Origin of the sequence: Mycobacterium sp. URHB0044, assembly GCF_000620625.1 — a bacterium.
Lineage (GTDB): Bacteria > Actinomycetota > Actinomycetes > Mycobacteriales > Mycobacteriaceae > Mycobacterium.
This window is the reverse complement of record NZ_KK211157.1, coordinates 171,571-183,803: the sequence shown is the minus strand read 5'-3', so window position 1 is coordinate 183,803 and position 12,233 is coordinate 171,571. Positions and strand designations below refer to the sequence as shown.

9 protein-coding genes and 4 pseudogenes are annotated in these 12,233 nt (G+C 66.5%); 5 read left to right on the top strand and 8 right to left on the bottom strand.

Annotation, left to right across the window (positions count from 1 at the left end; translation table 11 throughout):
- Window positions 1-164, top strand: a pseudogene (locus N536_RS42485) (HNH endonuclease); the annotation flags it as partial.
- Window positions 165-169: 5 nt separating this feature from the next.
- Here the strand turns inward: N536_RS42485 and N536_RS0136760 are convergent.
- The 4 genes and pseudogenes from N536_RS0136760 to N536_RS43680 all read right to left on the bottom strand — a co-directional run.
- Window positions 170-1,450, bottom strand: coding sequence for an adenylate/guanylate cyclase domain-containing protein (locus N536_RS0136760; RefSeq protein WP_029118179.1), 1,281 nt, complete (start codon window positions 1,448-1,450; stop codon window positions 170-172).
- Window positions 1,451-1,523: 73 nt separating this feature from the next.
- Complete coding sequence (locus N536_RS0136755; protein WP_029118178.1) at window positions 1,524-2,834, bottom strand: adenylate/guanylate cyclase domain-containing protein; 1,311 nt, start codon at window positions 2,832-2,834, stop codon at window positions 1,524-1,526.
- A 51-nt stretch (window positions 2,835-2,885) separates the two neighbouring features.
- Window positions 2,886-3,029 (bottom strand): annotated as a pseudogene (locus tag N536_RS43270) (DivIVA domain-containing protein); the annotation flags it as partial.
- Window positions 3,030-3,038: 9 nt separating this feature from the next.
- Window positions 3,039-3,206 (bottom strand): annotated as a pseudogene (locus N536_RS43680) (DivIVA domain-containing protein); the annotation flags it as partial.
- 125 nt (window positions 3,207-3,331) lie between these two features.
- Between N536_RS43680 and N536_RS0136745 the strand changes: the two are divergent.
- From N536_RS0136745 to N536_RS0136735, 3 genes are all read left to right on the top strand, one after another.
- Entirely contained in the window at window positions 3,332-4,564 is a 1,233-nt protein-coding gene (locus N536_RS0136745; RefSeq protein ID WP_029118177.1) for a CdaR family transcriptional regulator, read from the top strand.
- Between the two features lie 192 nt (window positions 4,565-4,756).
- Complete coding sequence (locus N536_RS0136740) at window positions 4,757-6,571, top strand: amino acid permease (protein WP_029118176.1); 1,815 nt, start codon at window positions 4,757-4,759, stop codon at window positions 6,569-6,571.
- Entirely contained in the window at window positions 6,568-7,452 is an 885-nt protein-coding gene (locus N536_RS0136735; RefSeq protein WP_029118175.1) for a universal stress protein, read from the top strand. The genes N536_RS0136740 and N536_RS0136735 overlap by 4 nt, the downstream gene beginning before the upstream one ends.
- On the opposite strand, the gene N536_RS0136730 is transcribed toward N536_RS0136735, so the two are convergent.
- The gene (locus N536_RS0136730) at window positions 7,424-8,317 is read right to left on the bottom strand and encodes a LysR family transcriptional regulator (protein ID WP_029118174.1); all 894 of its coding nucleotides are present in this window, start codon (window positions 8,315-8,317) and stop codon (window positions 7,424-7,426) included. The genes N536_RS0136735 and N536_RS0136730 overlap by 29 nt on opposite strands.
- A gap of 68 nt (window positions 8,318-8,385) precedes the next feature.
- Here N536_RS0136730 and N536_RS43675 point away from each other — a divergent pair.
- Window positions 8,386-9,168, top strand: a pseudogene (locus N536_RS43675) (DMT family transporter); the annotation flags it as partial.
- 21 nt (window positions 9,169-9,189) lie between these two features.
- On the opposite strand, the gene N536_RS40550 reads toward N536_RS43675, so the two are convergent.
- Genes N536_RS40550 through N536_RS0136710 form a run of 3 tightly spaced genes read right to left on the bottom strand, consistent with a single transcriptional unit; the run spans window position 9,190 to window position 12,158 of the window.
- Entirely contained in the window at window positions 9,190-10,482 is a 1,293-nt protein-coding gene (locus tag N536_RS40550) for a uracil-xanthine permease family protein (RefSeq protein WP_051575030.1), read from the bottom strand.
- A 41-nt stretch (window positions 10,483-10,523) separates the two neighbouring features.
- Complete coding sequence (locus N536_RS0136715; RefSeq protein ID WP_029118173.1) at window positions 10,524-11,309, bottom strand: SDR family NAD(P)-dependent oxidoreductase; 786 nt, start codon at window positions 11,307-11,309, stop codon at window positions 10,524-10,526.
- Window positions 11,310-11,321: 12 nt separating this feature from the next.
- Window positions 11,322-12,158 (bottom strand): sugar phosphate isomerase/epimerase, encoded by an 837-nt coding sequence (locus tag N536_RS0136710; protein WP_029118172.1) that lies wholly within the window; start codon window positions 12,156-12,158, stop codon window positions 11,322-11,324.
- Window positions 12,159-12,233: the final 75 nt, after the last annotated feature.

Sequence of the window (12,233 nt, the reverse complement as noted above, 5' to 3'; positions counted from 1 at the left end):
AGACGGATCGGTCGGTGATGATGCCGCGCCGCAAGCAAACCCGCGATCAGGACCGCCGCGACCGCATCACCGCCGAACGCCGCCAACGCCACGAACTCAACGCCGAACAAAGACGCCAACGACGAGCCTGGCGCGCCGCCACCTACGAACCACCACCCTTCTGACGCCGCTATTTCTCAGCGACGGCGAACAGATGCCACTCGCCGGGCACGCCCTTGAGCTGGTGTGCGCCGCGGTCTTCGAATTCGAGTCCCGACCCGAACACCAGGTCGCGCAGCGTGCTGGACACCAGCACGTCGTTGGGACCTGCCAGGGCACCGACGCGCGCGCCGATGTGTACCGCGATGCCACCGATGTCATCGCCGCGGATCTCGCATTCGCCGGTGTGCAATCCGGCGCGCACCTGGATGCCGAGGGCTCGTACGGCGTACGTACTGCGCGCGACGAACCCGTCACCCGAAGTGTTGATCTCGCGACCACGGAAGCGCGCGAGCTGCACCCGGACGACGGCGTCGTGCGCATCCAGCAGCGCATGCCAGTCGCGGTCGCCCATCTTGGCAGCCGTGCGCGTCGAGTCCACGATGTCGGTGAACAGCACCGTCGCGAGCACCCGGTCGTCGGCCACGTCGGATTGCTCGCCGGTGAGGAACTCGGCGACGTGCTGGAACGACTCACGCCACGGTTCGACGAAGTGGAAGAGGTTGCGACCTGGCAGCTCAACGTATTTCGCGCCCGGGATGTGATCGGCAACGTACCTTCCATCAGAAGGTGGGACGAGAGGGTCATCCGTGTGCTGGACGACGAGGGTGGGCACCCGGATGGTCGGAAGCAGCGCCCGTACATCCAATTCGGACACCACCGGCATCATGAGGGCAACGGTCCGCGGGCTTGCCGACAGACGTTCGTGTCGCGCCCACGTTGACCGGATCTCTTCATTCCACGGCATGTCCGGATTGCTTACGCGTTCGAACTCCCCAGTGCCCCACGTGGCGACCAAGCCGTCGAAGAACTCCGCGGGAGTGAACCCAGCGGTGCGCTCAGCCGCCGGATCGGCATAGACCTCAAGCCCCACCAGCGCCGCAGTGCGAGACGGATAGCTGGCCGCGAACAGCGTCGCGGGTGCGAACGCGGCGTTCATGGCGACGAGCACCGCTTCGCGACTGCCGAGATCGTCCAACACCGCGGTGATGCTGTCCGCCCATTGCTCCAGCGTTGGCAACGCACCCGCCGAGACAGAATCCGACGCACCCGTGCCGGGCTGATCGAAGAAGACTAACCGCCCCAACGACGTCATCGCTTCGACCCACCCCTGAATCGCCGGTAGCTCGGGCATAACCTCACAACAGTTGAACCAGTTTGGGACCACCACGATGTCCCGAGGGCCTTCAGCCGACGCGCGATAGGCGACGCGCAAGTCCCCGTTCAGCGCATAACGCGTCTCCGAGAACACCGCGGAAGTCTAAGCCGAGGAGCGGGTCGGGCGGTGCGCATCGAACAACGGCCACATCGGCTATTTCAGGGCGCTATTTCTCGGCGACGGCGTAGAGATGCCACTCGCCGGGCACGCCCTTGAGCTGGTGTGCGCCGCGGTCTTCGAATTCGAGTCCCGACCCGAACACCAGGTCGCGCAGCGTGCTGGACACCAGCACGTCGTTGGGACCTGCCAGGGCGCTGACGCGCGCGCCGATGTGTACCGCGATGCCACCGATGTCGTCGCCGCGGATCTCGCATTCGCCGGTGTGCAATCCGGCGCGCACCTGGATGCCGAGGGCTCGTACGGCGTCGCGAATTGCCATGGCGCAGCGGATCGCTCGCTGCGGGCCGTCGAACGTTGCGACGAACCCGTCGCCGGAGGTGTTGATCTCGCGGCCGCGGAAGCGCGCGAGCTGTGCCCGGACGACGGCGTCGTGGGCGTCGAGTAACGCGTGCCAGTCGCGGTCGCCCATCTTGGCAGCCGTGAGCGTCGAGTCGACGATGTCGGTGAACAGCACCGTCGCGAGCACCCGGTCGTCGGCCACGTCGGATTGCTCGCCGGTGAGGAACTCGGCGACGTGCTGGAACGACTCGCGCCAGCCGGGATCAACGAAGTGGTACATGTTTCGTCCCGGTAGCTCAACGTATTTCGCGCCCGACACGTGATCGGCAAGATATCGGCCCATCTCGGGCGTGACGTACGGGTTGTCGGAGTGCTGCAACACGAGCGTGGGTACCCGGACCGCCGGAAGCACGGCGCGTACGTCCATTTCCGCCAGCAGCGGAAGCATTTTCTCCGCGGTCGCAGGGCTGGCGGCCAGGCGCTCCATTCGCGCCCACGCCGCCCGGATCTCCTCGTTCCATGGCATGTCCGGATTCATGTAGCACTGAACTTCGCCGGTGCCCCAGTAATCTCCCATCCCGCGTTCAGCTTCTATGCGAGGCCGAATGATCCATGGTTCCGCATAGCCCTCCAGCGAGACCAACGCCGTCGTCCGCGACGGATGGGTGGCGGCGAACAACGCAGCGGTTGCAAACGCGCCGTCGGCGGCGACGAGGACAGCCTCCGAGCTCCCGAGGGCGTCCAGGACCGCCGTGACGCTGTCCGCCCATTGCTCCAGGGTCGGCAGCGCGCCCTGCCGCACGGGGTCGGACGCTCCGGTGCCGGGCTGGTCGAAGAGGATGAGCCGACCCAACGATGTCATCGCCTCGAGCCACCCTCGCATCGACGGCAGCTCGGGCACCACCTCACAGCACGTGAACCAGTTGGAGACGATCACGATGTCGCGGGGACCTTCACGCGATGCGCGATACGCGACGCGCAAGTCCCCGTTGAAGGCATAGCGCGTCTCGGAGAACATTTGCCGAAGTGTAGGCCGATGACCCTATGGCTGGCCCGGATCCGATGCACGCCGCGACAATTCGATCTTGACGCGGTCCAGAAACGCATCGACTTCGTCTTCGTTGTACCCCCGCTTGCCGATCGGCGGTTTGGAGAACGAAACGTCGTGCATTTCGGCCGCAGTGAGCGCGCCGGGTGCGGTGGGATCGAGCAGTGCGGCCTCCGCACGCTCTAGTAGCGCGTCGACTTCGTCTTCGTTGTAGCCGCGCTTCAGGAAGGCCGGCTTCGAGAACGCCACGGTATGAACGTCCTCCGCCGTCACGCGGCCGTGCGGCTCGGCTAGCCCGCGTTCGAGGTCGTCGATGCGTTTCTCGGGATCTTCGTGTTCCATCGCCAAATGGTGCCATCCGTTTGTGCCACGAGAGTCAATTTTCCCGCTCAGACCTGGTGCGCATCGCCGCTGCGCGCGTGACACACTAGCGACCACCCTTCAGTAGCGATCGGGGGTTTTCCGGCATGGCGGATGCGGCCCCAGCGGCGATCGGCCCACGTATCCAGTCGATCGTCGACGCCCTTGCCCAGACTCTCGACAGCGCGGTTCTCCTCGACGACGAGTCGCTCTCTCCGATCACCCACAGCCGCCAGTTCGGTCAACTCGACGACGTGCGGATGTACAGCCTGCTGCAGCGCGGGATCCTTCCCGCGGTCAAGACCGAGCTCTTCTCGATCGGAATCGGCACCGCGACGGACGCGTTCTGGACCCCAGCGCTGCCTCAACACGGAATGATGGCGCGGTTCTGTGTGCCGATCTGTTCGGCCAGCGAGAGGTTCGGGTACCTGTGGGTGCTCGACCCTGAACGTTCGCTGTCCGATGACGGTCAGGAGCTGGCCAAGCAAGCCGGCAAAGACCTGCAAGCCGTCCTCGATCGCAGAAACGCCGACCTTCGCGCGGCGGAGTCATACCTGCAGGCGCTTCTCGCGCGACTCCTCGAGAGCGGCACCGATGCGTCATCCGAACAAACCCTGCAGGAGCTCCAAGAGAAGGACATGGCGCAGCCGGACAGCCTGGTCAGCGCGTTCGCGTTCGAGGCGAACGTCGCCGGACCGAGTGACCCGGTGCAGCGAACGATGTCCCTGCGCCTTCGCCTGAGCGCCACCGAACCGTCGCACGAATGGTTCGCGGTCGCCGGACAACCGACCGCGATCATCGCGGTGTCGCGACCGGAGACCCCGATCGACGGGCGACGCGAGTCACCGGCGGTCGTGCAAGCGATCGAAGCCGTCTACGGCCACCGGCCCGCCATCGGCTGTTCGGGCGAGCGTGTTCCGATAAGGCAAGCGGCACAAGCATTTCGAAACGCCAGGCTGGCGTTGACGGTGGCTGAGGTCGGCGGCTCGGAGGAAAAGGTAGCGGTCTGGACCGAGTTGGGCTCTTGGCGAACCCTTGCGATTCTCGCGGACAGCTATTCGACGAACCCGAAGGATCTCGCCGAGCTCGTGCATCCGGGCATCGTGGACATGGTGAACGCCGGCCGCGGCGACCTCGTGCACACCCTCGACACCTACCTCACACATGGCTGCGATGCGCGAAAAACCGCCGAGGCGTTGCACCTTCACCGATCGACGCTGTATTACCGGCTCGAGAAGATCACCGAGGCAGTGGGTGGTGACCTCAAGGACGGTGAGGCGCGGTTCGCGCTGCTGCTGAGCATCCGGCTGGCAAATATTGCACGGCTGTACCGCATTTGACGCCCTCCGACAATTGTCCGAACGCATCGAGGGAAGTTCCGACGTCATGCGGGTGCGCATCGACACTGCCGCGCCTAACATCAAATCCCTGATTCAAACCGCCTGAAGTGGCGAACCGGCATAGGCTGGGTGAATAGTTTGACTGGACAACTGCTCATACGGACAATGCCGCACCGACCTCGGAGGAATGCCATGAGCGTGACACCTGAACTGAAGAAAGCCCTGAATCAGCGACAGCTGACGATGATCGCGATCGGCGGCGTGATCGGCGCAGGTCTGTTCGTTGGCTCGGGCGTCGTCATCGGCGACACGGGGCCGGGCGCGTTCATCACCTATGCCCTTGCGGGCGTGCTGATCATCATGGTCATGCGGATGCTGGCCGAGATGGCCGTGGCCAACCCGTCGACAGGATCGTTCGCCGACTATTCGCGCAACGCGATGGGCAACTGGGCCGGCTTCTCGGTCGGCTGGCTGTATTGGTACTTCTGGGTGATCGTCGTCGGGTTCGAGGCGATCGCAGGCGCCAAGATCATCCAATACTGGATCGACGTCCCGCTGTGGTTGAGCGCTCTCGTCCTCATGGTCCTGATGACCGCGACGAACCTGTTCTCCGTGTCGTCGTTCGGTGAATTCGAATTCTGGTTCGCCGGCATCAAGGTCGCAGCGATCGTCGTGTTCATAGGCCTGGGATCGCTGTTCGTGCTCGGGCTCTGGCCGGACAAGGCCATGGACTTCTCCAACCTGTGGAGCCACGGCGGCTTCTTCCCCGTCGGTCCCATGGCCATCACCGTCGGTGTCGTCACGGTGATCTTCTCGATGGTCGGCGCCGAGATCGCGACGATTGCCGCCGCGGAGTCGGCCGATCCCGAGAGGGCGGTGTCGAAGGCCGCGAACTCGGTGATCACCCGTATCGCAGTGTTCTTCGTCGGTTCCACGTTCCTGCTGGCGGTCATCCTGCCCTGGAACGACGAGCGAGCGGGCGCATCGCCCTTCGTCGCCGCGTTCACCGAGATGGGCATTCCCTACGCCGACCACATCATGAACGCCGTCGTGTTGACGGCGGTGCTGAGCTGCCTGAACTCGGGCATGTACACCGCATCCCGCATGCTGTTCGTCCTCGCCGCCCGCCGGGAGGCACCGGCACAGCTGGTTGCGGTGACCCGTCGAGGAGTGCCCGCCGCGGCGATCCTCGCGTCCTCGGTGATCGGCTTTCTCTGCGTCATCGCGGCGGCCGTCTCGCCCGACACCATCTTCGCGTTCCTGTTGAACTCCAGCGGCGCGATCATCCTGTTCGTCTACCTGCTCATCGCCATCTCCCAGATCGTGTTGCGCTACCGCGCCAGTTCGGAGCTGCGGGTCAAGATGTGGCTGTTCCCGGTGTTGTCGATCATCACCGCGGTGGCGATCCTGGCGATCCTGGTCCAGATGGGCCTGCAGAAGGACGTTCGGTCCCAACTCGTGTTGAGCCTGCTGTCGTGGGGCGTCGTCATCCTGCTGTATCTCGCCAACAAGTGGTTCAGGAACCGGCGACCCGTCGAAGAGGAGCCCACCCCGACCACCCGGCCGCACCGCGTGCTGGTGATGGCGACGCAGACGGTCGGGTCAGAGGAACTGCTCAACGAACTTCGCCGCATCGGCGCCGACAGGGACACCGCCTACTTCGTCGTCGTGCCTGCCAGCCCGATCGAAACCGGAACCGCCGCCACCCATGGCCCGCTGGACGTCGTCGAGGCGACGAGGAAGATCGCCCAGGAGCGGTTGGACGCCACGCTGGCCACGCTGCGCGCCGAGAATTTCGAGGCGGACGGCGCATTGGGCGACTACCGACCGTTGCGGGCACTGGCCACCGCCGTCGATGAGTTCCATCCGGATCAGATCGTGATCTCGACGCTGCCGCCGGAAGAGTCGGTGTGGCACCGCTTCGACGTCGTCGACCGCGCTCGCGAAGCGCACCAGGTCCCCGTGACCCACGTGGTGGCCCGGACGGGTGTCGAGGCGCCCGCATGACCATCATCGCCGGATTCAGCTCGAGCCGTCAGGGGACGGCACCGCTGAACCTGGCGGCGCAGATATCACGCTGGACCGGCGACAAGGTGATGGCCGCGGCCATCGTGGAACGGCCGTGGCCCGCGAAGGGGGACCCGGTCGAGGAGGAGTACCTGCGGCATGTCACGTCGCAGGCTGCGCGGGCCATCGACAGGGTTGTCGACCAGCTGCCCTCAGACCTGGACATCCCGACCGTCGTCCACGAATCCACGTCCATCCCAACGGGTTTGATCGAACTGGTCACCGCCCACGATGCGCGTCTCGTCGTCGTGGGATCGTCGTCCTCGGGGCTTCTGGGCAGGGTGTCGCTCGGCAGCGTCACCGAACGGTTGGTCCACACCGCGGCCGTTCCGGTTGCGATCGCACCGCGCGGTTATCCACTAGGGCCAGAACCGATCCGACGCCTGACCGCTGCGTACGGAGGCGAAGCCGACATCAACGGCCTCCTCGCCGCAGCCGCCGAACTGGCCACGCAATGGCCCGTGCAATTGCGAATCGTCTCGTTCACGGTGCGGCCTCTGACGATGTTCAGCGGAAGCATCGAACCCTCGGCCGAAGACCTCGTCATCCGGCAGTGGGCCCGCCGAACGTCCGACGATATCGTCAAGCAGCTCAACCACGTTCGCACCCGCATCCCGATTGCGGATGTCGACATCGTGATCGGAAGCGGTCACGATTGGCGTGAGGCCGTCGAGAACGTTCCATGGGCGGCCGGCGACATGCTGCTGCTCGGATCCGGTGCGGCCGGACAGACGGCCCAGGTATTCCTCGGCTCGGCGGCCTCCAAGATCGTGCGCCATTCACCGGTCCCCGTCATGATCGTGCCGCGCCCGAGCGCGTAGGACGGTGGTAGAGCTCCGCCAGTAGGCCGACGACGTCAGACGTCGCCGGATGCGGATCGTCGCGCCACCAGATGAGTCGGACCGGCACCGGGGGCGCGTCGCGCAGGCGCCGGAACACGACGCCCTGTCGGCGGTACTGCGTCAGGGTGCTCTGCGCCGTCACGCCGACACACCGCCCCGCGGCGATCACCGCGAGCCAGTCGTCGACGTCGTGGATCTCCTCGACCTCCGGTCGACTGCTGGGCGGCCACAAGTCCGTTGTGGTGGTGCCGGTACGCGGGTCGACGGCGAGGACGCGGTCGACGAGATCGGCCAGTCGCAGCTCGCGGCGCCGTGCGAGCGGGTCGTCGGCGGCCACCGCGCCATAACGGGACTCGAGCCCGACGATCACGTCGTCGAATCGGCCGTCGGCGATGCCGGGGGCGTCGGTAGGGGTGCGCACGACGGCGATGTCGCAGGCCCCTTCCGCGAGTCCGCCCGTCGGTGAGTTGGTCCGGATCAGGTGCAGTTCGACGTCTGGATGCATTGCCGCCCAACGATGTTGAAACTCCACGGTGTGCTCGCCCATCGCTGCCCAGGCATGACCAATGCGCAGCCAGCCGAGCCCTCCCCGCGTCTCCCGGACCAGGTCGTCGACGTCGGTGAGCAGCCTCCGCGCCCTGGCGAGGACCCGGACCCCTGCCGCGGTCGGAGCGACCTCCCGGCTGGTGCGACGCAGCAATCGCACCCCGAGCGACCGCTCGAGCGCCGCGAGCCCGCGCGACACGGCGGGCTGGGACATCCCGAGTTCGGCTGCTGCGCCGGTGAAACCGCCGTGATCGACGATCGCGACGAGGCACCGCAAATGGCGCAGCTCGACCTCCATGCGTTCAGCGTATAGATGCGGCACTAAATGCATTTTGCGAATCGCCGTTCCGGTTGCATGCTGACGGCATGGACACCGAATCCCGTCGGCGAGGTCGTGCCACGGGCATCCTTCTGATGCTCGGTAGCGCCTTGTCGAATCAGTCGGGTGCGGCGGCGGGAGCGCTCGCCTTCCCGGTGATCGGGCCCGTCGCGGTGGTCGCGATCCGTCAATGGGTGGCCGCGGCGATCCTGCTGCCAATGGCCCGGCCGCGGCTTCGGGAGTTCACGCGGGCGCAGTGGGTGCCCGTGATCGAGTTGGCCTCGGTGTTCGTCGTCATGAACCTCGCGGTGTACGTCGCGATCGACCGGATCGGCCTTGGCCTCGCGATGACGCTGGAGTTCCTCGGTCCGCTGTCCGTCGCGCTCGCGGGCGGTCTCACCGCGACGCCGAAGGGCATGCGGCGGCGCGTCATCCTCGCCTGCGCCGCGCTGGCGGCGGCAGGCGTCATGCTGCTCGCCCGCCCCCAACCCACCACCGACTACCTGGGGATCAGCCTGGGCCTGTTCGCCGCGATGTGCTGGGCGAGCTACATCCTGCTCAACCGCACGGTCGGCCAACGGTTCACCGGCGTCGACGGAACGGCAACATCCGTCGCGGTCTCGGCACTCGTGTACGTGCCGATAGGGACCGTCGCGCTGATCGCCCACCCGCCAACGGTTGCCGCGCTGGCGTGCGGCGCCGCCGCGGCCGTGTTCGCCTCGGTCATTCCGTTCGTCGCCGACGTTCTCGCGCTGCGCCGCGTGCCAACGCACTTCTTCGGGATCTTCATGAGCGTGAACCCGGTGTTCGCCGCCGCCATCGGCGCGACCGTCCTCGCCGAAGCGCTCGGCTTATTCGACTGGGTCGCGATCGGCCTGATCGTCGCGGCGAACGTCGGCGCCGTCCTCGCGAGTCCGCCAGCCGAGCAGCCGCATGCCGTGATAGACGAGCAGCGCGGCGATCGAGCCCAGTGCAATGCCGGTGAACGTCAATGACCCTGCCTGCCAAGTGAAGTCGGCGATGCCGATGATCAGGGGGATGGCGGCGGTCATCTGATTGATGGGCAGGCCGAAGTCGACGTGATTGGTCAGCCAGATGCGGACGCCCAGCACGCCGACCAGGCCGTAGAGCACGATCGTCGCACCGCCGAGGACGCCGGGTGGGACCGCGGAGATGGTGGCTCCGACCTTGGGGCACAACGACAATACGATGGCGGCGACCGCGGCTACCCAGTACGCCGCGGTCGAATACACGCGGGTGGCGGCCATGACGCCGATGTTCTCCGCATACGTCGTGGTGGCCGAACCGCCGCCGAAGCCCGCCAACGTCGTCGCCACGCCGTCGGCGGCAAGTGCCCGGCCGATCAGCGGATCGGTGTCGGTATCGGTCATCTGGCCGACCGACTTCACGTGCCCGATGTTCTCCGCGATCAGCGCGATGACGGCAGGCAGGAACAACGGCAGCACCGACCATGAGAACGTCGGCGTCTGAAATTCGGGCAGGCCGATCCACGGGGCCGACGCGATCCCCGAGGTGTCGACGTCGCCGAGGGCAAGCGCCAGCAGATAACCCACGACGACGGCGAGGAAGATCGCGAGCCGCCCGACGATGCCGCGGAAGAACGCCAGCGCCGCGACCAGGAGTACCAGGGTGACGATGCCGACCAGCGGGCCCTTCTCGAAGTTGTTCTTCGCCGCAGGCGCCAGGTTGAAGCCGATGAGCGCGACGATGGCACCGGTCACGACCGGCGGCAGGATCAGGTCGAGCCAGCGGGTGCCCGCCACGTGCACGACGGCGCCGATGATGATCAGCAGCACGCCGACGGCCACCAGGCCGAACAACGCACTACCGGATCCGTTGGTCGCCACGGCCGCGGTCACCGGCGCGATTACCGAGAAGCTCGACCCCAGGTAGCTGGGCAGCCGGTTGCCCGTGATGATCAGGAACAACACCGTGCCGATGCCGGAGAACAGCAGCGTGGTGGCCGGCGGGAAGCCCGTCAGCACCGGCACCAGGAACGTGGCGCCGAACATCGCCACCACGTGCTGGGCGCCGATGCCGATGGTGCGGGGCCAGCTCAGCCGTTCATCCGGGGCGACGACGATTGCGTCGGACGGGACGGGCTTCCAGGTCAGGGGAATCACAACGTCGAACTGAACACCATCTCGGGCTAAGGCGCCAGCCGTCAGTGAATGTGGCTGCCACCGTTGACGTCAACAGTGGTTCCGGTGAGGTAGCCGGCGTCCTCACTGGACAGGAAGGTGATGACCGCGGCGACTTCTTCGGTGGTGGCCGTGCGGCCGACCGGGATGTCGGCCGCCAGCCTGGCTTCCTGCTCGTCGGTCGACCCGACCCGGATGTTGGTGTCGACGGCCCCGGGGGTGACGGCGTTGACGGTGACCCCGGTATGGGCGATTTCGCGTGCCAATGCCTTGGTGAAGCCGAGGATGGCGGCCTTGGCCGACGAGTAGGGCACCTTGCCGAACACTCCGCCGCCGCGCTGTGCGGACACCGACGACATGTTGACGATGCGCCCCCAACCCGCCTCGATCATCGCCGGCAGGAAGGCCTTCGTCACCAGGTAGGTACCGGTGGCGTTGACCGCCATGACCGTGTTCCACAGTTCGAGGGTGGTCTCGAGGAACGGCACTGGTGAGGTGATGCCCGCGATGTTGGCGAGTGCGCCGACAGGCGGCAGGTTGCCGGACTCCACCTCTGCGGCGACGGCGGCCTGTGCGGCGGCGACGGACTCCTCCGAGGTGACGTCGACGGAGTGGCCGAACACGGGGACCGCGAACTGGTTGCCGATCTCGGCGGCGACCTTGGCGGACTTCTCGCCGTCCAGGTCGAGGATTACGACGGCCCAACCTTCTCGGGCATACCGCTGGGCGACGGTGATGCCGATGCCGCGCTCGGAGGTGGCGCCCGTGACGACGGCGGTGCGCGAGGGACGCGAAGGAACAGTGGTCATCGGTGTTGCCTCTCAGATCAATTCGGTGATGAAACGGCCTGCCGCCACGGCGGCGCCTGGTCGCTGTTCGTTGGTGATGTCGCGGGTCTCCAGTTCGAGTGAGAAATGGCCGGCATAGGCGGCGGCGGCGAGATGCTTGAGTCCGCGGGGGAAGTCGACGCGGCCGTTGCCTACCGACAGGTTGATCTCGCCGGGCATGGCGTCGCGGATGTGCACGTGCGTGATCCTGGCGCCGAAGCGATCGATGAAGTCGACCGGATCACCGCCCGAGGCGACGACGTGGCTGAAGTCCATCACGATGCCCACCGAGTCCGGCAGCCGGTCGTACAGCATCTGTGCGCGTTCGATGTCGCAGCACAGGCGGTGCAGGTGCAGGGACTCCGTCCACAGCTCGATGCCGGCACGAGCGGCCGCGGTGGCATGGGCGGCGAGTTCGGCGGCCACCCGTTCGACGTCGGCGGTCAACGTCTCCAGGGGAGCGTGATCGAGTGCGCCACACGGCAGCACCAAGGCTTGGGCTCCGGTGGCTGCGGCGAGTGCGACGAGCATGTCGAGGTGGGCCTCGCGGTGGGCACGGGCGTCGTCGTCAAGCTTGGCGTTCAGGTCGCCGATGTCGCAGTTGATCGAGCGCACACACAGTCCGGACGCGGTCACCGTGCGGGCGACGGTCTCGACCGCGGCGTCGTCGAGGACGAACGGCACATGGTCGCACACGCCGGGCAGCGCCCCCAGGTCGATCTCCGTGAAGCCGAGTTCCGCGATGGTGCGTAGCGCGAGCGCCAGGTCCTGGTGTCGGAAGCTGATCGTCGAGCAGCCCAGGCGTCGGTGAAACGTGGCCGCGGCTGACATACCGGCCACACTATGCCGGACGACTGTCAACAGTCAACGACTAGCAATTGAATAGCGTCGACTGTTGACAATGGA

Excerpts from the sequence above, each read along its gene's own strand:
- N536_RS0136735 (WP_029118175.1), top strand. The coding sequence starts at position 6,568 with ATGACCATCATCGCCGGATTCAGCTCGAGCCGTCAGGGGACGGCACCG.
- N536_RS0136745 (WP_029118177.1), top strand. The coding sequence starts at position 3,332 with ATGGCGGATGCGGCCCCAGCGGCGATCGGCCCACGTATCCAGTCGATC.
- N536_RS0136730 (WP_029118174.1), bottom strand. The coding sequence starts at position 8,317 with ATGGAGGTCGAGCTGCGCCATTTGCGGTGCCTCGTCGCGATCGTCGAT.
- N536_RS0136715 (WP_029118173.1), bottom strand. The coding sequence starts at position 11,309 with ATGACCACTGTTCCTTCGCGTCCCTCGCGCACCGCCGTCGTCACGGGC.
- N536_RS0136710 (WP_029118172.1), bottom strand. The coding sequence starts at position 12,158 with ATGTCAGCCGCGGCCACGTTTCACCGACGCCTGGGCTGCTCGACGATC.
- N536_RS0136740 (WP_029118176.1), top strand. The coding sequence starts at position 4,757 with ATGAGCGTGACACCTGAACTGAAGAAAGCCCTGAATCAGCGACAGCTG.
- N536_RS0136755 (WP_029118178.1), bottom strand. The coding sequence starts at position 2,834 with ATGTTCTCCGAGACGCGCTATGCCTTCAACGGGGACTTGCGCGTCGCG.